11 protein-coding genes are annotated in these 19,001 nt (G+C 68.7%); 5 read left to right on the top strand and 6 right to left on the bottom strand.

Features of this window, described 5'->3' with window-relative positions; genetic code table 11:
- Window positions 1-12: 12 nt before the first annotated feature.
- The 5 genes from EL340_RS05695 to EL340_RS05675 form a co-directional block, all read right to left on the bottom strand.
- Window positions 13-1,479, bottom strand: coding sequence for an RDD family protein (locus EL340_RS05695; protein ID WP_126413810.1), 1,467 nt, complete (start codon window positions 1,477-1,479; stop codon window positions 13-15).
- Window positions 1,479-4,037: a transglutaminase TgpA family protein gene (locus tag EL340_RS05690; RefSeq protein WP_126413809.1), complete on the bottom strand. Its 2,559-nt coding sequence runs from the start codon at window positions 4,035-4,037 to the stop codon at window positions 1,479-1,481. Before EL340_RS05690 ends, EL340_RS05695 begins: the two co-directional genes overlap by 1 nt.
- Window positions 4,034-5,326 (bottom strand): DUF58 domain-containing protein, encoded by a 1,293-nt coding sequence (locus EL340_RS05685; RefSeq protein WP_126413808.1) that lies wholly within the window; start codon window positions 5,324-5,326, stop codon window positions 4,034-4,036. Before EL340_RS05685 ends, EL340_RS05690 begins: the two co-directional genes overlap by 4 nt.
- 213 nt (window positions 5,327-5,539) lie before the next feature.
- The gene (locus EL340_RS05680) at window positions 5,540-6,505 is read right to left on the bottom strand and encodes an AAA family ATPase (RefSeq protein ID WP_126413807.1); all 966 of its coding nucleotides are present in this window, start codon (window positions 6,503-6,505) and stop codon (window positions 5,540-5,542) included.
- Window positions 6,506-6,632: 127 nt separating this feature from the next.
- Window positions 6,633-12,635 carry an Ig-like domain-containing protein gene (locus EL340_RS05675; protein ID WP_164719347.1) on the bottom strand — a complete coding sequence of 2,001 codons (6,003 nt, stop codon included), beginning with the start codon at window positions 12,633-12,635 and terminating at the stop codon, window positions 6,633-6,635.
- 553 nt (window positions 12,636-13,188) lie between these two features.
- On the opposite strand from EL340_RS05675, the gene EL340_RS05670 reads away from it, so the two are divergent.
- Window positions 13,189-14,112, top strand: a complete 924-nt coding sequence (locus EL340_RS05670) for a tyrosine recombinase XerC (protein ID WP_126413805.1) — start codon at window positions 13,189-13,191, stop codon at window positions 14,110-14,112.
- A 20-nt stretch (window positions 14,113-14,132) separates the two neighbouring features.
- Here EL340_RS05670 and EL340_RS15320 read toward each other — a convergent pair whose 3' ends face one another.
- Window positions 14,133-14,738 carry a murein hydrolase activator EnvC family protein gene (locus tag EL340_RS15320; RefSeq protein WP_232023239.1) on the bottom strand — a complete coding sequence of 202 codons (606 nt, stop codon included), beginning with the start codon at window positions 14,736-14,738 and terminating at the stop codon, window positions 14,133-14,135.
- 664 nt (window positions 14,739-15,402) lie between these two features.
- Here EL340_RS15320 and rpsB point away from each other — a divergent pair.
- The 4 genes from rpsB to frr all read left to right on the top strand — a co-directional run bounded on the left by rpsB (window position 15,403) and on the right by frr (window position 18,993).
- The gene (gene rpsB / locus EL340_RS05660; RefSeq protein ID WP_126413804.1) at window positions 15,403-16,287 is read left to right on the top strand and encodes a 30S ribosomal protein S2; all 885 of its coding nucleotides are present in this window, start codon (window positions 15,403-15,405) and stop codon (window positions 16,285-16,287) included.
- Window positions 16,288-16,402: 115 nt separating this feature from the next.
- Window positions 16,403-17,242 (top strand): translation elongation factor Ts, encoded by an 840-nt coding sequence (gene tsf / locus EL340_RS05655; protein ID WP_126413803.1) that lies wholly within the window; start codon window positions 16,403-16,405, stop codon window positions 17,240-17,242.
- 286 nt (window positions 17,243-17,528) lie between these two features.
- Window positions 17,529-18,281 carry a UMP kinase gene (gene pyrH, locus EL340_RS05650; RefSeq protein WP_126413802.1) on the top strand — a complete coding sequence of 251 codons (753 nt, stop codon included), beginning with the start codon at window positions 17,529-17,531 and terminating at the stop codon, window positions 18,279-18,281.
- Between the two features lie 154 nt (window positions 18,282-18,435).
- The gene (gene frr / locus EL340_RS05645) at window positions 18,436-18,993 is read left to right on the top strand and encodes a ribosome recycling factor (RefSeq protein WP_126413801.1); all 558 of its coding nucleotides are present in this window, start codon (window positions 18,436-18,438) and stop codon (window positions 18,991-18,993) included.
- Window positions 18,994-19,001: the final 8 nt, after the last annotated feature.

The raw sequence follows: 19,001 nt of genomic DNA, 5'->3' as shown, positions 1-19,001 counted from the left end.
CGTCATCCCGTCTCAGTGCCCCACCGTGAACCGGCGTTGACCGACATGGACGATGTCGCCGACGCTGGCCCTGACGCGTTGCCCCTCACCAGCAGTCATCAACGCTCCGTCAGGAGTTTCCACCGTGGTGCCGTTGGTGGAGCCCAGGTCCTCAACGAGCACGCCGGTGCCGTCCAGGACGACGGCGACATGGGTCTTGGAGATGGAGAATCCCGGATCGTCCACGGCAACGGTTCGGGCGCCCTCCCAGGGAGGGGCCGCCTGCGGGTCGCGTCCCAGCAGGACTGTGCCTGCGGCAGCGAGGTCGACCCGCTGACCGGTGTCCAGCAGGAGCGAGGGCGCGGACCGGGGGGCGGGCCTGGCAACAGTGCGATCCATAGGGTCCTCCCCGGCGCAGGAGTCCTGGGGCGCCCAATGATCCTGGGACCCCACCGGCGCCCCGCTGGGGGCCACGGGGCGGTCCGTCTGCTCCTGGCGCGCGGACAGCGGCACCATGACCGGGGCGGAGGGGTCCGAGCCAAGAGGCGTGGACAGCGGCGACAGGGGAGCGGAACCCGGCTGTGCTGCAACTGGATCGTCGTCCTGCCTGACGAACGACGGCTCCAGGTCCGCGGGTCGCCGGCCGGGCGCCGCTGCCGCCTCCGGCTCCCCGGAGCGCCACGGGACCTCAGTGATGAAGCCCTCGGTTCCGGAGGCCGCTTTGGACGCGTCTGTGCTGTGAGCCTCGGACTGCGCCCGACGCACCTCGACAGTGAGAGTGGGCTGAAGGTGCTCATCAGCCTCGATGAGGTCCTCGGGATCCTCAGGACGCCGGAACCGGTCATGACCATTCCCTCCGTCGGTGCCGTCGTCGGCGTCCTCATCACGCAGCGCCAGCCACTGGGGGTCGAAGGCCTCACTTCCTCGTGCCGCTGATGGTCTGTGGGTTCCGATCCCTGAGGGCTCCTCACCGGAGCCGGTGTCCTTGGCGGTGACCACGATGATGTCACTGATCCGGTCGAACCAGGAGCGACCGCGGCGGTCCTCCGAGATCAGGTAGATGATGACGGCGCCGATACCCAGGGTGAGGCTGGAGATGATCGACAGGACCAGCATCTTGGCGATGGCGTTCAGACCGGGCCTTCCTGGGAGGCTCCATCGCAGCCAGGAGATGCCCACGACTCTCATCCCGAGGGTCTGTCCACGCCTCCACAGGTCTATGACCTCGAACCAGATGACAGCCGCCGTTCCCAGGAAGGCGAAGACGGTCGCCACAGCGATCGTCACCGTGGAGGTCAGCTGTACGGCGATCACGGTGGGCATCAGGCACATGGCGTTGATGAGGGACACCACCACTGCGTCGACGACCAGTGCCGTGGCGCGCATACCGGTGCTGGCCGGCTGCATGCCTCGCAGGTGGTCGGGGGAGCCGTGGGCGAGCGGCGAGGCTGGGGGGACCTCGCGGTCCGCCGCGGCGGGACCTACCGATCCTGTCGTCATCAGGCGTCTCCTTCCGAGGAGGGCAGTGAATCCGTGGCCGACTGACGCGGCGGTGTGCGCAGGCCCGATGGGCTCAGCCACCCCGGCCACCAACGGCGCGAGCCGCCAGGGGATGGCGTCGGCGCGTCACCGCGCCGACACGGTTCGACATCTAAGGGCCGCAGGGCCGGTGCTCGGCCGGGACGACGTCTCAAGGAGGTCACCGAGAACCGCGCGACCAGGCGGCGGTATCGGGAGGTGCGGGAGGCCAGTGCCCGGCTCAGGGCATCGGTGCTGTTCCAGGCCCGTGCCTCCACCGTGTCTGCCATGTCCTGGCCGCTGAACACTGTGGAGTCCACTAGCTGGGCCAGGCCGCCGACGCTGTCTGAGGCCGGGGACGGGCGGAAGGTCAGCCCCGGGTTCGGCTCTCCGGAGACGAAGGAGTCGAGGAAGAGGGCCTGCTCACTGCGGGTGGTCGCGTGTGGAACCCCGGTACGCAGATCCGTGGCGTAGTCAATGAGCTCATTCCATGAGCCGGTGATGCGATCCATCCGGCTTGCGGCCCGGCGCCGTCGACGACGACGCCATGCCTTGGCCGCCACGATGATGATGAAGGGCGCGGTGATGACCACCAGGCCGCCGGCCACCTTGGCCGCCAGGAGCAGCCAGGCCAGCCAGGGGCTGGGGCGATCGGAGTCGTCGTCGCGGTCGTCGTTGGTCTGCGGCGTCAGATCGGCGGGGTTCTGAGGCGGCACTGGTGGCTGAAGCACCTGTGGGCGAGGATTCGGCTTGGGCTTGGGGACCTCCGTCTGGGGCTTCTGATCGCGGGGTGGAGTGGGGTCGAAGGCTACCCAGCCCACGGAGGAGAAGCTCACCTCCACCCAGGCGTGGGCGTTGGTTCCGGTGATCGCCTGGGCACCCCCGGAGTAGGTCTCGGGGTAGAACCCCAGGACCACGCGTGCCGGGTAGCCGGCCTGCCTGGCCATGAGCGCCATCGCGACGGCGTACTGCTCGTCGTCGCCGATCATCGGCTTCTTGGGATCCAGGAAAGTGGTCAGACGCGCGGTCGAGTGGCTCGGCAGGGAGAGCTTGTCGCTACCGTCGGAGTAGAAGCCCTGACTGGAGAAGGTCTGCGCCATCGTCCGAATCTTCTCGACGGGAGTGGAGGCGTCGCCGGTGAACTCGCTCAGGCGGGTCCCTGCCGGCTCCGGCACGTTGCTCGTCTCGGGCATTGTCAGCGTGGTGAACGCCTTGTCACTGAGCTGGGCATCTGTCCATGTCGGGGTGTCAATGATCCTGGTCGTGTAGTGGTCCCCCTTGGTCAGACCCTGGGTGGTGATGGCCGACTCCAAGGGCTCGGAGTAGTACAGGGACTCCTGCAGGCTCGTGGCACGGTCTCCGGTGAAGGCGACCGACTGCATCTGACCGGCCCCGGGCAGCCAGTAGCCCGCGTAGTCCTTGATCGTCACCGTCAGGCTCGTGGTGCTGGTGCCGCCCGGTAGCGGTTCATCGGTGACAGTGGAGCCCACTCGCCGGAACCCCTCCGCCGAGGCATCGGTGCCCACGCGCATGACAGTTCCGTCATAGGCGTCCAACGTGGCCAGTCGAATCCTCTGGCCCTCCTTAAGCCCTTCAACCGTGAAGAGGGTGGAGTCCTTCTGGTTGTCCACCCAGTAGCGGAAGGACGTCAGCGGTGAGGCGTAGGCCGACAGATCCAGGGGAGGTCTGACGTGGTCGCGCAGCACATCACGGTTGCCCCCGGGCTCGATGACGGGGGACAGGATCGCGGCGACGGCGACGGCGAGCGTCAGCATCCCGGTGGCGCCTGCGACAAGACGGAACCGGGCGCGACGCCGGGACCCTGGTCTGCCGACGATCCCGTGCCCCGCCGCGATGCGGCCCCGTTGCTGCAGGTGAGCCATCCACGCCATGGCGACCACCAGGGCCACGGCAGCCGCGGGAAGCGCCAGCGGCGCCCGCTGCGAACCCCACAGGATCCCGATGAGTCCCAGCGCCGCCACTGCCACCAGGGCCCAGCCCTGACGCCTGCCGGCTCTCAGCGCGATCGTGACCGCCACCAGCGAGCACAGCATCCCACTGAGGTAGGGGACGATCCCCGGACCGACGAAGGACGCAGCCGGAGGCGCGATCGTCAGCAGGTCCTTCCACGAGGTCACTGCGCCGATCACCAGCCCCTGAAGGGTCGCCATGGTCGGCACACCCCACCGACCCGTCGTGGTGGGCAGCGCCAGCGGACCTCCCGTCAGAAGGTAGGAGATGATTGCTGCCAGGAGGACCTCCAGGGGGTTCCACCTCCACCAGGTCCCGGCCAGTCCCACGAGCGAGCCGATGACGATGCCCCCGGCAACGGCGACGTAGCCACTCAGGGCGCCGAAGACGGCTCCGTGCGTGGCTCCCGCTGCCACCAGCAGCAGCACGACCGCCGCCAGGCTCGCCCAGTCCAGGCGGCGGGCTGACGATCCGCTACCGGGTGAGGCGGCGGTCCCCGTGCCTACACGGTCCCCAGCAGCCAGGTCCTCGGGAGGACCGGGACGAGTGCGTGACCCACGAGCGATCATGAACGGGCCTTTCTCATCGCGGGCGCCAGGCGCTCCAGGTCGGGCAGCGTCACTACGGGCAGCCCGGAGACCTTCTGCGAGGCCAGACGCTGATGGCCGTCGATCCTCAGCGCCAGGCACCGGGTGCTGGCCGGCAGCTCGGCATGAGCGCGGTGGAGGGTGGCCGCCGAGGTCCTGGCACCAGTGACCAGGACAGTGACTGACGCCTGAGGCACGGCATTGACCGCCTGCCGGGTCAGGCCGACCATGTCCTCGGCCCCCTCCACCGGCTCGAGCGTGGTGAAGGTGTCCAGTACTCGCGCCCCCGTGGGTAGGTAGGGATGACCGGCCTGAGTGACCAGGCTGATCTCCCGGTTGTCCCGCACCGCGGCCAGCAGCAACGAGGCGCTCGCGGACACCGAGGTCTCGAAGTCCTCCTCGTCCCAGGCGTGAGGATCAAGGTCGTGGACGACCAGGAGGTGGGCCCTGCGGGTCTCCTCGAACTGACGCACCATGAGGCGCCCGGTTCGGGCAGTGGTCTTCCAATGGATGTTGCGGCGATCATCACCGGGGACGTACTCGCGCAGGGCGTGGAAGGACACGTCCGAGCTGGACAGGTCCTGGGTGACGGCGCCTTCGATGTCTCGGATGAAACCGATCGCTGTCGAGTCCAGGTTGACGGTGCGCGGGTGGATGAACAGGTCGACCGGCTCGGTCCAGTTCTGTGAGCGTCGGACCAGGCCCAGTGCGTCTCCACGGATGCTTCGGACCGGTCCCACCGTGATGACTCCCCGATGCCGTGTGGGTACGGTGAAGACCTCCTGGTGCTCGGTGCCGGGGGAGATGCGCGGAATATCGAAGACGGCCAGTCCCTGGCCCACCGGCATCTCCACCGTCGCCGGTCGGGTGGTGCGCCCCGAGGGGGGTGACAGGTATAGGGAGCCGAGCGCCGGATCGCCGACGACGACCCGGGTCGAGACCAGGGAGAGCCGCACCCGGTAGGTGGCTCTCCCCAGCGCCTGGAGCGCCGCCAGCACCATCAGGGTGGCCAGGGCCAAAGTGATGACCCAAGCCTCCAACCAGTGCCGACTGGCGGCCAGGTACCAGGAGACGATAAACACTAGCAGGCAGACCCGCCCCAGTGCGGTCACCATCGCGACCGCGCCGCCCAGCCACGAGCCGCAGGCGGCCAGCACCGGACCCACCACGGGAACGGCCCGTAGCCGTGCGGCCAGCGCCGACAGCCGCTTTTGCGCCGTCCCTCCTGCTCGCCGTAGTGCTGCCAGAGCATGCAGGACTGCTCTGGTCACGGCCGATACCACGGAGCGTGCTGCGTTCGACGTCCGCCTCAGCGCGCTCAGCATCCTTCGAGAACGCCTCGGACCGGTCCTCAGCGGTGCGGAGGAACCCAGTGGAGCGGGGGCAGGTGTCCGCCCGCCCCTCGGGTCACCGCGGGTCTCCTGACCCGGTGAGCGGGGGAGGGAACCGGGGCCGGGACCGGATGTCATCGCAGCCATGTGGTCCTACTTCTGCACGGTGGGAACGGGGACGACCTCCATGGCCTCGGAGATGACGGCCGACGGCGTGGCGCCGGCGAACTCTGCGTCGGGGTCCATGACCAGGCGGTGGGCCCACACGACCTGGGCGAGCATCCGCACGTCATCCGGGACAACGTAAGGCCTGCCCTGAGCGGCCGCCCAGACCCGCACGACCCGAGCCATCGCCAGCGCCCCTCGCGTGGAGACCCCGATACGGGTGCTCTCCGAGGCGCGGGTAGCGGCCGCCAGCGCCGCGATGTACTTCACCACCGAGCGCTCCATGTGGTTCTCCGCGGCCAGATCGGCCATGGAGGCCACGGCGCTGGAGGCGATGACGGCGCTGAGCGACTTCGACCGGTCCGGGTTGGCACTGCCCTCCAGGACATCGGCCATTGCTTCCTCATCGGGATACCCGACAGAGGTCTTCATGAGGAAGCGGTCGAGCTGGGCCTCGGGCAGACGGTAGGTGCCGGCCTGCTCGATGGGGTTCTGGGTGGCGATGACCATGAAGGGCCGGCCCGTGGCGTGCCGGACCCCGTCGACCGTCACCTGGGACTCCTCCATGACCTCCAGGAGGGCCGACTGGGTCTTGGGACTGGCCCGGTTGATCTCGTCGGCCAGGACGATCGAGGAGAAGACAGGGCCGGCGTGGAACTCCCAGGAACCGGCCTTCTGATCGAAGATCGTCACACCCGTGATGTCGCTGGGCAGCAGGTCGGGGGTGAACTGGATGCGCGAGTGCGTCCCCTGAACGGTCGCCGCGATGGCCCGAGCCAGAGCGGTCTTACCGGTGCCGGGGGCGTCCTCCAGCAGGAGGTGCCCCTCGGCCAGCATGGTGGTCAGCGCCAGCCGAATGACTTCGGTCTTACCCAGCAGCGCCAGCCCCACGTTGTTCACCATTCGGGCGAAGGTGTCGGCGAACCAGGTCGCGTTCTCATTCGTCATAGCCATTGATGGCCCTCGCTCTCTGTGAGGTGCTGACTGCGGTGAAGGGAGCCGACCCCGTGAGGGCCTCCGGCGGCTGATCGGTGCGGGGACGCGCCCGGCGTCGACACTCGGCCGGGGCGGGCGCTGGCTGCTACTTGCATGTGAACCAGGTCCCCTGATCCTGCTTGGACATCAGAATGCCGTTGTAACCCCCCTGCCACTTGGGGCGGCCGCTGTATCCACCCGAGCCGTCGACCGTGAGCGTCGTGCTGACCTCACGCTGGTTCCAGGATCCGCTGCAGGTCACGGTCGAGTTCGGGGGCCAGTCCGAGAGGGTCACCACCTGGTAGTGGGCGTTCTGCCCCGCGCACGTTCCGACGCTGCACAGCCCTTGGCCGCTGAGCGAGCCGGCGTAGTTCCTGGCGAAGGAACGGGTCGTCGCTTCGGCGCAGTTCTCCTGGCCCTCGCGTGAGCCCTGTTCGGAGGAGGACTGCACGGCGTGGATGCACACGCGTGTCGTGCTGCCCTCCGCGACGTTCCACTGCTGCGATCCTGAGGCGCCGGCGTTGTCGTTGGTGGACGGTCCGCTCAGCTGGTAGCGGGTAGAGCGCCCACCGTCGCCACCGCCCGACCACGAGCAGGAGACAGTAGTGGCTCCGCCGGCCGAGCAGCTGATAGTCGGTGAGCTCGGAGGGCCGAAGGGGGTGACGCTGCCGGCACTGACCGCCTCCGAGCAGGAGGTGCTCCCAGTCTTGGACCCGCAGACACGCACGTACACGGTTGAGGCGCTACCGTCACTGAGTCCGTTGCCGCTCAGGTCGCTGACGGACTGCCAGGAGGAGCCATCGGTGCTCCACTGGGTGGACAGTTCCCCAGCGCTCCAACCGTTGCCGGCGGAGGCTCTGGCGGACAGTGAGATCTGGCGGCTGGCGCCGGTCGCACTGACGCCCGTGACGCTGGGTGCCGGTGGGCGTCCTACGACCCAGGTCGAGGTGGACTGTCCCGGTGAGGTATGGGTGGAGGCATTGGCGGAGTCATTGGTGGCCGTCACCGTGAAGGTGACCTGGCTCTGGGAGGCACTCACCCCCTCCAGGGTGGTTGAGCGGCTGTCCGCGCCGGAGACCGTCTTGGAGGCCCCGGTCGAGGAGGTCACGGTGTAGTACTCGATCGGTCTGCCGTTAGTGTCGGACACCGGCCCCCAGGAGACGGTGACGGTGTCCGAGGAGCCGCCGCTGCCGAGATTGGCCGAGGCGGCCTGCACCGAGCTGACCGGTCCGGGCCTGCCGTAGGGAGAGACCGCCAGGGAGGCGGAGGACCACTGCTGGCTCTCGCCCTTGGCGTTGACTGCCTTGACCACCGCGGTGTAGGCCGTCCCGTTGCTCAGGCCGGAGAAGGTGGCCTTCGTACCCGACACCGTCTGCTGCTGTCCACCCGGACTGAGGACGACGACGTATCCGGTGATGGCCGAGCCCTGGTTGGACGGTGCGGTCCAGGACACGCTTACGGAGCCGTCCCCGGCGGTGGCCACCGGCTGGGGAACCGTGTCCGGGACGACGTCGATCGAGGTGGTGGCCGAGCCTGAGGCCTCGGAGTCGCCGACCTCGTTGTGGGCCACCACGTGGAAGGTGTGGTCCTTGCCGTTGGTGCGGCCCTCCATGAGGCAGCTGGTGACGGTTCCGCAGTCCCGGGAATCGCCCTGTGTCTCGTCGTAGACGGTGAAACCACTGATCGGTGCGCCGTTCGCCGCTCCTGCGGTCCATGAGACCAGAGCCGTTGACGCGCTGCTGGAGGAGGCCGATACCGAGGTCGGAGGGCTCGGCCGGCTGCGCACCGTCACCTGGACGGTACCCTCGACCTCGCGTCCGGAGTCACCGGTCTTGTCCCCGACCCGGTAGGTGATGACTCCCGTCCGGGCACCAGCTGCGGGAGTGATCGTCAGGGTGGAGCCGGATCCCGTGACCGTGATGCCGTCCGGAGAGGCGGGAGTCCCCACGAGGTGGATGGGGGAACCGGGGAAGGGATTGACGGCGTAGGAGGAGATGTCCACGGTGGTGGACTTACCGGCGTCCGCACTCACCGACGCCGGCGAGAGCATGATGAGGGGCTGGGAGGAGGAGACGATGCTCACCGGCACCGATCCCGATCCCTTGGCCCCGGAGCCGTCCTTGACATCGATCGTGAGCGACCCCAGCGACCCCTTCGAGGCTCCCGAGGGTGCCGCAACCGACAGGGTCTTGCCGTTGATCGAGGCCTTGATACCGGTGGGGACGTCTCGCACCGAGTAGGTCAGATCGGCAGGCTTCTCCCCGTCGGGGTCCGTGGTCCACAACGACACGTCCGCCGTCGTGGTCTCACCAGGGGCCACCTCGATGGCGGTGGGGGCGATGGTCGGCGGGCGGTTGTCTCCGGGGGTCACCGTGATGGGAAGTGTCAACCAGGCGGTCTTACCGCTGGAATCGTTGAGGTCCTTGCCGTCGGTCACCTCCACGGTGACTGAGGAGGGGCCGGAGTAGTCGGGACGCGAGGTGAAGGTCACCGTGGTGGAGTCCTTGACCAGGTTGGAGCCGTCCCACCCGGCGGCGGCCGTCACCTTGTTGCCGTCGGTCAGCTGCACGCTGCGACCCTCACGGGTGAGCACGTAGTCGCGCAGAGCGATGGACAGGGTCTCGCCGGAGCGCACGGTCAAGGGCATCTTGCTCGTGTCGACCTCGGGCTCGGTGACCACCGATCCGGGGACCTCGACCAAGGCGGAGGAGGCCAGCCCACTGGGATCGGTGACCGTGTAGAGCACGAAGCGAGGCTCGTCCCTCACCTCGATCGTCAGATCCCCGTTCTTCCCGACGCTGACGCCCTCGTCCTGGGAGGTGACGGTGGCGGCACTGATATCACCGTCCGGGTCCTCGTCGTTGTCCAGTACCGGGACCTTGACGCTCCGGTTGGATCGGGCCTGCGCCTTGCTGATGCGGTCGTCACGGGCGATGGGGGCCTGGAGGGGCGCCGAGGCGGACACCACCAGGGTCACCATGCCGACGACGGGCTCTGAGTGGCCGTCCGTGACGCCGTACTGGACGGTGTAGCTCCCCTCCGTGCTCGGGGTCGTGAGCCTGACCCGCGAGCCGTCGGCCGACGGGGACACTCCCGAGTCCTGGCCGGAGACGAGGGACGACTCCAGGGACAGCGTGTCCCCATCCGGGTCGACGTCGTTGGCCAGTACCGGGATGGACAGGTCGACGCCGGGCCGTGCGGTGACGGCATCGGCCACGGCGACGGGTTTCTGGTTCGTCTTCCCGGCGGGCGCCACGCCGACCCGGACCACGGCCGAGGCCGTCTTGCCGAGCCGGTCCTGGACGGTGTAGCTGAAGACGTCTGTGCCTGAGGCGTTCGGGGCGGCCGTGTAGGTCAGGGACGAGCTCTCCAGCTCCACTCCGCCCAGGCGCGGTGAGGACATCAGCCCGCTGAGGCTGACCGAGTCGCCTTCAGAGTCCAGCCCCTCCAGGGGGATCGGGATCGTCACCTTCTCCCCGGCCACGGCCCATCCGGTGACGTCCTTGGGGTGCGGGGCTGTATTGCGCTCGTCGTCGCGGGCCACGACGGTCAGGTTGACGCTGGCCGAGGCGACGTTCCCCTCCGAGTCGCGCACGCTGTAGATGATCCGTCCGCTTCCCGGCTGCTCCCCGGCGCGGAAGCGGACGACGTCGTCGGAGACGAAGGGCTCGCCCATGGCTGGGTCGATCTCGTGCTGAAGGTCGGGCTGGACAGTCATATCCAGTCCTGCGGGGGAGCGGTCGTTGTCCAGGACGCTGATACTGCCCACGTCCCCGGCTCGCACTACGAGCGTGTCGTCGGTGAGCTCGGGAGGCGTGGTGCTCGGTGCCGCTGGGACCGGGATGACCTGGAGCGTGCCCTCGGTCGTCCCGGCCGCGTTGGCCAACGTGTAGGTGACCGTTGTGGTCTCGGTCAGCCCGTTGGGAGCAGTGATGCGCAGGAGGTGGTGCTCGAGGAGAGCCACCACCAGGGGGCTTCCCTCGGGGGTGCGTACGGATTGCACGGAGAGCACCCCGCCCTGCGGGTCGGAGTCGTTGTCCAGGACCGCCGACAGCGCCTGGCCTCCCGCCGGCAGCGTGATGACGTCGTCCTGAGCCACGGGCAGCGCGGACTGGTCGACCTCGATGGCGTCGACCCGGATCACGCCCTCTGTAGCGGAGGGCCCGTCACTGACCGTGTAGGTCAGGTAGAAGGTGCCCGCCTTGGACGGCTTGAGCGTGACGACCCCGAGACTGACGTCGGCCGTGGCAGTCAGTCCCTCGGGCGTCTCCCCCACGGAGGTCAGGCGCAGAGTGTCACCGTTGGCGTCGACGTCATTGGCCAGCGGCGAGACCTGACCGGATTGACCCACCGGGACAACGACGTGGTCCGCGTTGGTCACGGGGGGAAGGTTCTCGTTGCCGTGCACCTTGACCGTCAGGCGACCCTCAGTGTCCTTGGTGCCGTCGGAGTAGGTGACGGTCAGGTCCGTGCTGCCCGCCGTCTGCCCCATGTCCTTGACCGTGATGGTGCCGTCGGCCCGGTACGTGACGTCGAACCCCGAGGGGAAGGAGATGCTCTTGAGGTAGACGGGGTCGCCGTCGGGGTCGAGCCAGTCGTCGGAGACATTGAGAGTCGTGCTTGCTCCGGAGGCCAGGTCGAGGGAGGAGATCCGTTTCTGCTCGGGCCCGGCGTTGACGGAGAAGGGGTGGACATTGAGAGTGACGTTGGCGCTGGACTGTGCCTGGCCGTCATCGAGGGTGTAGGCGAAGGACGATGAGCCTGTGGCGTTGTCGTCCACCTTCACCTGGAGGGCGGCGCCGGAGCGCACCTGACCCACCTTTCCGAAGGACGGCTGAGAGGTCGCGGTGGCCACCAGGACGTCGCCGTCGGGATCGGTGTCATTGGCAATGACCGGCAGGTAGGAGGTCCGTCCGGGCCGCACTCCGAAGGAGTCGTCCTGGGCCTCGGGGGGAGTGTTCTCCTTGGACCGCTCCTGAGTGGCCTCGTCCCGGGTCTCGGTGGACTTCTCGTCGGAGTACTCCTCGCTCTTCGTCTGTGAGTTGATCTGCTCCCAGTTGTCGACCTGGACCATGTTCTTGTCCGGCAGCCACACGCCGCCGGTGGGGATGTCGTTGAGGACGATGACGTCGCGGTTCGTGCGGAAGACGGCCTTCGAGACGTTGTTGAGAGTGGGGACTGGGATGTCGACGTCGTTGGCGGTGCCCGCGCAGTCCCGCAGGAAGGAACCCTTGACCCCCCAGGCCGCATAGGCGCAGCCCGAGTGCTGCGCGGGCCGGGAGGGGCTGCCGCCGGTGACGCCGGGGGAGACCGAGGAGACCTTCCCGGACAGGCTCACGCGAAGCAGCCCGGACGTCGAGGAGACCAGGACCTCGTCGGCCTGGGGGCCGGGAACCTGGAGCTGGAGGTCGTCCCCGGACAACGAGGCCGTCTTACCCCCCGGCAGTACGAGGGTGCCGCTGCGGCGGTCGAGGACCATGCTCTTGTCTCCCACTGCGCTGATCTGCAGCTCGGCGTCGTTGGCCAATGTGGGCAGGGAGGTGGTCGAGATGTCGTTGACGGAGCCTCGGGGCGTGACCGTCTTGACGGTACCGCTCTTGAGCGATGCGACGTGAGCCGAGCCGTCGGTGCCCATGGCCAGGACGGCGCCGGGCATGTCGGAGATGGTGGGAGGAGCTGCTGACTGGCTGAAGGTGGAGGCATCGGAGGCACTGGTGACCCAGACCTTGCCCGTGGTCGGATCGGCAACCCCGATGCGGCCCCCACCCAGCTCCATGGATGATGAGCCGGTCGAGGTGTTCGGCGGCATGAGCGTCATGCGGGCCACATCGATCTGCGTATAGGTGTCCGAGGACTCGTCGGACATGAAGACCTGGGAGCCAGACTGGTCGACGTCGAAGCTCGCCGAGGAGGTGCGCAGCCCGCCGTCGAGCGTCTGCGAGGGGTAGTTGAGATGGGCGACCATCTTCATCTTCCCGTTAGTCACCCACACCCCGCCGTCATGAAGGTCGACGTCATGAGTGACCATCCCCGGGTGCAGGACGATGGCGACCAGAGCCGCAGCGGTCAGTACCGCAATGACGCCGACATAGACACGGCGCCTGGACAACCGTTTCACAGTGGCGCTCCAGCAGAAATAGGGATGGGCCAGGGGGATGATGCTCGTAAGAACGAGCGAGATGCTAACTTCCTTGTCGGACGAAAACAACCGTTCCATATGTGGTGAGACACAGAGATGAGGCGGGCTTTTCGTCGAGATCAAGCAAAAAGGTCGACTTGCTCCGTCATGCTGGCCGGACAGTTGTTATGAATTTGTGATCCGACTGACGAGGTTGCGTGTTAAATCAGTGTGGCGACTTCTGTATCGGGCGGAAATACTGCCGCCCTCCGGTGAAGGTGGTGAGTCGCGCGGATCGTCGCTGAGGCGCCGCATCTTGGGGCGAGGGCGGGGTGCTGTCAGGGAGGCGCTGGCACGCCGTGTGCTGTCGATGTGCGCGGCGTGCTTCCGACGGCGGGCCTGCCCCGGCACCGGGTGCCGTAGTCTTCAGGTGCCCGTATCGCCCGGTCCTGCAAGCAGACCTTCGAATGGACCGATAAGAACCTGACGGATCAAGCCGATCACCGCCGTTGTTCGTCATCGCTGTCGTGAGAGGAGGTGCCCCATGTCGAGGACGCGCGCCGATCTGCTCGCCTCCTACCGCAGCTACCTGGCCCTGCAGCGGGACCTGTCCGGACACACCGTGCGCGCCTACCTCGCCGACGTGGGCGACCTGCTGAGCTTCCTCGGTGTCGGTGAGGGGGACACTGAACCCATTGACGCCGCCCTGGCCACCCTCGACCTGGCGGACCTGCGCGAATGGCTCGCCACCCTGGCCGCCAGCGGCCACTCGCGCGCCACCCTGGCCCGCCGCTCCGCATCCATCCGCACCTTCTCCGCCTGGGCCTTCGAGGAGGACCTGCTCGCCTTAGACGTCGCCGCGCGGCTGCGCGCCCCCCGCGTCGACAACCGCCTGCCCGGCGTTCTGACGACCCAACAGGCGGAACAGCTGCTGCAGACTGCCGCGGACCTCGCCTCCGGCGGGGACTCCCTGGCCGTGCGGGACCTGGCCATCATCGAGACGCTCTACGCGACCGGTGTACGAGTCTCCGAGCTCGTCGGCCTCGACGTCACCGACCTCGACCACTCCCAACGCACCCTGCGGGTCCTGGGCAAGGGCCGTAAGGAACGCACCGTCCCCTACGGGCTACCCGCCGCCAGGGCCCTGGAAGGCTGGCTGGGGCGGCGCGGTGAGGTCTGCGCCCCCGACGCCGGCGCCGCGCTCTTCCTGGGGGCGCGAGGGCGGCGCATCGACCCCCGTGCGGTGCGCGACGTCGTCCACCGCCTGTGCGCGGCCGCCCAGGTGCCCGACCTGGGGCCGCACGGGCTGCGCCACAGCGCCGCCACCCACGTCCTGGGCGGGGGAGCGGACCTGCGCAGCGTCCAGGAGCTCCTGGGACACTCCTCGCTAGCCACCACCCAGCGCTACACCCACGTCTCGGCCGAGCGGCTGCGCAGCGTCTACGAGCAGGCCTTCCCCCGCGCCTGAGCCGCTCTTCGCAACACGACCTAGTGGACCGGCTTGAGGCGGATGACGGCCGGTTGCAGCAGGCGCAGCGGGTTGATGTAGGTCTTGGGGCCGGTGCGCGCGCCCCAGTGCAGGGCGCAGACCCCGTCCGATCGGTGCCCCGGCAGCAAGGTGCCGATGACCTGACCGGCGCCCACCGTCTCGCCTGCGCTGACCGAGGGCTCCACCGGCTCATAGGTGGTGCGGATCCCGTCGCCGTGGTCGATGGAGACCACCGGCCGCCCGGCCACCATGCCGGCGAAGACGACGGTTCCGGCGGCGGCGCTGCGGACCTGACTGCCTTCCGCGGCGGCGAGATCGACTCCCCGGTGTCCGCGCCCCCATACGACGGCGGGAGGATCGAAGCCCTCCACCACGGTGGCCGGCGCTCCGGTCGGCCACTGGTAACGTCCGCGCGGCCGCCTGGGGCCCAGCGGCTGTCCCAGGTCGTTGCTCGCTCCCGTCTCCTCGATGAACCGGCCGATGAGGCTGGCATCCGTGAGGAATGAGCCCGGTGAGGACGTCACCGATCCGACCTGCCCGTCCGGGGCGCTCGTGAGCTCGGGATACGCGGGATCCTGGACGGTGGGAGGCGGGGCCTCGCTCACGCCGGGAGCTGGAGACGTGCCCGGAAGGGCGGTCAGTGAGCCGCAGACAGTCAGGGCCGCCACCACCGTGGCGAGACGACGGGTAGAGCGATGAGAGGAGCGGAGGAGGACGGAGCGCTGAGTCGTGCGACACTTCTGAGGATGTCCTGGGTGCATGTCATCAGGGTGCGCGCCGCCCGACCCCTCCCGCCGAGTGCGTCGTCGGCCCTGTGGAAAACCCTCTCAGGAGGCGGCCTGTGGTGACCGGGACGACTCCGAATTCCGCCGAATCGGCCTCGGCAGCCGACCCGGCCCTGTGGTAACCTCGCCTCCGCAGCATTCTGCGGATCGCTCCGGCGTCAGCGGGAGACGGGCCCGGAATGCTGACTTCGCGTGCCTGCACCTGAGTACCTCGGGTACCTCAGGACGTCCCTCCGGGCGACACGGTCGCGGTCCCGATCATCAGGTTTTTACCACGGTGAGCGGGTGGCCGTGCGTCGCGGGCACCAGGCCCCATCCGCATCAGTATCAGCCGGTCACCGGCTGGGCGTACGCCCTCAAGGCGTGCGGAACCACGGGGAACAACCCAGAGAAACAAACCCGGGACGCGCCCGAGCGCGCTGCTCAGCCGTCCCCCGAATGATCGTGCGTCGAGCAACCTCTCGGCTCACACGGAAGGACCGTCATGGCCGTCGTCACCATGCGCCAGCTCCTTGACAGCGGTGTCCACTTCGGGCACCAGACCCGTCGCTGGAACCCCAAGATGAAGCGCTTCATCCTCACCGAGCGCAACGGCATCTACATCATCGACCTCCAGCAGTCCATTGAGGGCATCAACACCGCCTACGACTTCGTCAAGGAGATCGTCGCTCGCGGCGGCAACATCCTGTTCGTCGGAACCAAGAAGCAGGCCCAGGCCGCCGTGGCCGAGCAGGCCCAGCGCGTCGGCATGCCCTACGTCAACCAGCGCTGGCTGGGCGGCATGCTCACCAACTTCTCCACCGTGCGCGCCCGCCTGGACCGCATGAAGGAGCTCGAGCAGATCGACTTCGACGACGTGGCCGGCTCCGGCCACACCAAGAAGGAGCTGCTCATGATGCGCCGCGAGAAGGACAAGCTCCAGCGCACCCTGGGCGGTATCCGCGACATGAGCAAGCTCCCCGCGGCCGTGTGGGTCGTGGACACCAAGAAGGAGCACCTGGCCATCTCCGAGGCCCAGAAGCTCGGGATCCCGGTCATCGCCATCCTGGACACCAACTGCGACCCGGACGAGGCCACCTACGGCATCCCCGGCAACGATGACGCCATCCGCGCCGTCACCCTGCTCACCCGTGTCGTCGCCGACGCCACCGCTGAGGGCCTGCTGGCCCGCTCCGGCGGACGCGCCCGCACCGGTGAGGAGGCCGAGGTCGCTCCCGCCGACGCCGAGCCGCTGCCCGAGTGGGAGGCCCAGCTCCTCGCCGGGGCCGAGGCCGCCGAGGCCACCGAGGTCGCTGCTGAGGCCGCCGCGGAGACCGCTGAGGCTGCTGCCGAGGTCGCCGCCGAGGCACCCGCCGCCGAGCAGGCCTGAGTCCGGGCATCTCCGCCCACCTCCTCGTTCACAGCGTGGCGTCCGCGCGCTGTGAACACCTTTCACACGTCCTTTTTCACACGTCTATTAGTCACTGACTGACCAGGAGACATTCATGGCGAACTACACCACCGCTGACATCAAGGCGCTGCGCGAGAAGACCGGCGCCGGCATGCTCGACGTCAAGAAGGCCCTCGACGAGGCCGAGGGCGACGCCGAGAAGGCCATCGAGATCATCCGCGTCAAGGGCCTCAAGGGCATTGCCAAGCGCGAGGGCCGCGCCGCCTCCGCCGGCCTCATCGCCGCCAAGGTCGTCGACTCCGGCGACGGCCAGGTCGGCGTCCTCGTCGAGATCAACGCCGAGACCGACTTCGTGGCCAAGAACCAGAAGTTCCTCGACTACGCCGAGCAGGTCCTCACCGCCGCCCTCGCCTCCGGCGCCACCGACGCCGAGGCCCTGGCCGAGGTCGAGGTCGACGGCTCCACCGTCAAGGAGCTCACCGACGGCATGCAGGCCGTCATCGGCGAGAAGATCGTCGTGCGTCGCGTCGGCCGCATCGAGGCCGACAAGATCGAGCTCTACCTGCACCGCACCAACCCCGACCTGCCCGCCCAGGTCGGCGTCCTGGTGGGCACCGACGCCAAGGCCGCCGAGGTGGCCCACGACGTCGCCATGCACATCGCCGCCTACTCCCCGGACTACGCCACCCGCGACGACGTCCCGGCCGAGGTCGTGGACAAGGAGCGCGCCATCGCCGAGGAGTCCACCCGCGCCGAGGGCAAGCCCGAGAAGGCCATCCCCAAGATCGTCGAGGGCCGCCTGGGCGGATTCTTCAAGGAGAATGTCCTGGTCGACCAGGCCTTCGCCAAGGACCCCAAGACCACGGTCGGCAAGGTCGTCGAGGCCACCGGCGGTGAGCTGACCGGATTCGTCCGCTTCCGCGTCGGCGCCTGACCCACTCGCGCCAGTCCGGTTCGCCGGCCAGCAGCCTGCGTCGTCGGACCGGCGGAGACATCCGGGGCGGGGTCACGAGCACCATGCTCATGGCCCCGCCCCGTCTCGTTAGCCCCCAGAGTCCCCAGTCACCGTGGCGGGGCCGGGGCCCGCTCCGGGACGTGTCATGGGGCATAGTCCCATGGCGTGTCTGACCGTCAGGGGTGAGCCTCATCGGGGCCCGGCGCTCTCGCGGACGGGGTAGGCTGTGCGAAGCCTGCCCACCGACCCCAGGAGACATCACGCAATGAGTCAGGAACCGGCTCGTGACGACCGCGTCGCCCACGGCACGCACCCCAGACGTGTTCTGCTCAAGCTCTCCGGTGAGGTCTTCGGCGGCGGATCGATAGGGCTGGACCCCGACGTCGTCTCCGACGCCGCCCGTCAGATCGCCGACGCCGTCCGCGCCGGCGTCCAGGTCTCCGTCGTCGTCGGAGGCGGAAACTTCTTCCGCGGCGCCGAGCTCTCATCGAGGGGCATGGACCGTGCCCGCGCCGACTACATGGGCATGCTGGGCACCGTCATGAACGCCCTGGCCCTCCAGGACTTCATCGAGAAGGCGGGCGTGCCCGCCCGCGTCCAGACCGCCATCGCCATGGGGCAGGTCGCCGAGTCCTACATCCCCCTGCGCGCCATCCGCCACATGGAGAAGAACCGCGTCGTCGTCTTCGGCGCCGGTGCCGGCCTGCCCTACTTCTCCACGGACACGGTCTCGGCCCAGCGGGCCCTGGAGACGCACTGCGACGAGCTGCTCGTGGGCAAGAACGGGGTCGACGGCGTCTACACCGCCGATCCCCGCAAGCACCCCGACGCCCAGCGCCTCGACCACCTCACCTACGAGCGGGCCCTGGCCGACGGCCTCCAGGTGGTCGACGCCTCCGCCTTCGCCCTGTGCCGCGACAACGGCCTGACCATGCGCGTCTTCGGCATGGGGGAGCCCGGCAATATCACTCGCGCCCTCCTGGGTGAGAGAATCGGGACGCTCGTCAGCTGCAACTGACCCGGCGCCGCTCTGCACGGGACCGACGACGGACCCGCTCGGGCGCGCGTCCGCCACCACGCGGATGACCACCACACCTTGAGAACCCGCCGCCATCCCCGCGATGGCCGACAACGACCTACGAACCCACGACCGCCCCAGCAAAGGAAGCACCATGATCGACGACGTCATGCTCGAGGCCGAGGACAAGATGGACAAGGCCCTTCAGGCCGCCAAGAGCGAGCTCGCCTCCATCCGCACCGGCCGCGCCAACCCCTCGATGTTCAACGGGATCGTGGTGGACTACTACGGCGCCCCCACCCCGCTCCAGCAGCTCGCCTCCCTGACGATCCCCGAGGCCCGCACCGTCCTGGTCAGCCCCTTCGACCGCTCCGCCATGAAGGACATCGTCTCCGCCATCCGCGAGTCCGACCTCGGCGTCAACCCCACCGACGACGGCACCGTCATCCGCGTCACCCTGCCGGCCCTGACCGAGGAGCGCCGTAAGGACTACGTCAAGCTCGCCCGCTCCCGCGCCGAGGACTCCCGCGTCCAGGTGCGCGGCATCCGCGGCAAGGCCAAGAAGGAGCTCGAGGCCATCAAGAAGGACGGCGAGGCCGGCGAGGACGACGTCAAGCGCGCCGAGCACGAGCTCGACGGCCTCACCAAGCGATTCGTCGAGCAGATCGACGCCGCCCTGAGCGCCAAGGAGAGCGAGCTCCTCGAGGTCTGATCCCTCGA

This window comes from Actinomyces viscosus (genome assembly GCF_900637975.1).
Taxonomy (GTDB): Bacteria; Actinomycetota; Actinomycetes; order Actinomycetales; family Actinomycetaceae; genus Actinomyces; species Actinomyces viscosus.
Note: the sequence above shows the minus strand (reverse complement) of the source record. Positions and strands in the feature narration are given on the sequence as shown.

Excerpts from the sequence above, each read along its gene's own strand:
- EL340_RS05695 (WP_126413810.1), bottom strand. The coding sequence starts at position 1,479 with ATGACGACAGGATCGGTAGGTCCCGCCGCGGCGGACCGCGAGGTCCCC.
- EL340_RS05690 (WP_126413809.1), bottom strand. The coding sequence starts at position 4,037 with ATGATCGCTCGTGGGTCACGCACTCGTCCCGGTCCTCCCGAGGACCTG.
- EL340_RS05680 (WP_126413807.1), bottom strand. The coding sequence starts at position 6,505 with ATGGCTATGACGAATGAGAACGCGACCTGGTTCGCCGACACCTTCGCC.
- EL340_RS05670 (WP_126413805.1), top strand. The coding sequence starts at position 13,189 with ATGTCGAGGACGCGCGCCGATCTGCTCGCCTCCTACCGCAGCTACCTG.
- rpsB (WP_126413804.1), top strand. The coding sequence starts at position 15,403 with ATGGCCGTCGTCACCATGCGCCAGCTCCTTGACAGCGGTGTCCACTTC.
- tsf (WP_126413803.1), top strand. The coding sequence starts at position 16,403 with ATGGCGAACTACACCACCGCTGACATCAAGGCGCTGCGCGAGAAGACC.
- pyrH (WP_126413802.1), top strand. The coding sequence starts at position 17,529 with ATGAGTCAGGAACCGGCTCGTGACGACCGCGTCGCCCACGGCACGCAC.
- frr (WP_126413801.1), top strand. The coding sequence starts at position 18,436 with ATGATCGACGACGTCATGCTCGAGGCCGAGGACAAGATGGACAAGGCC.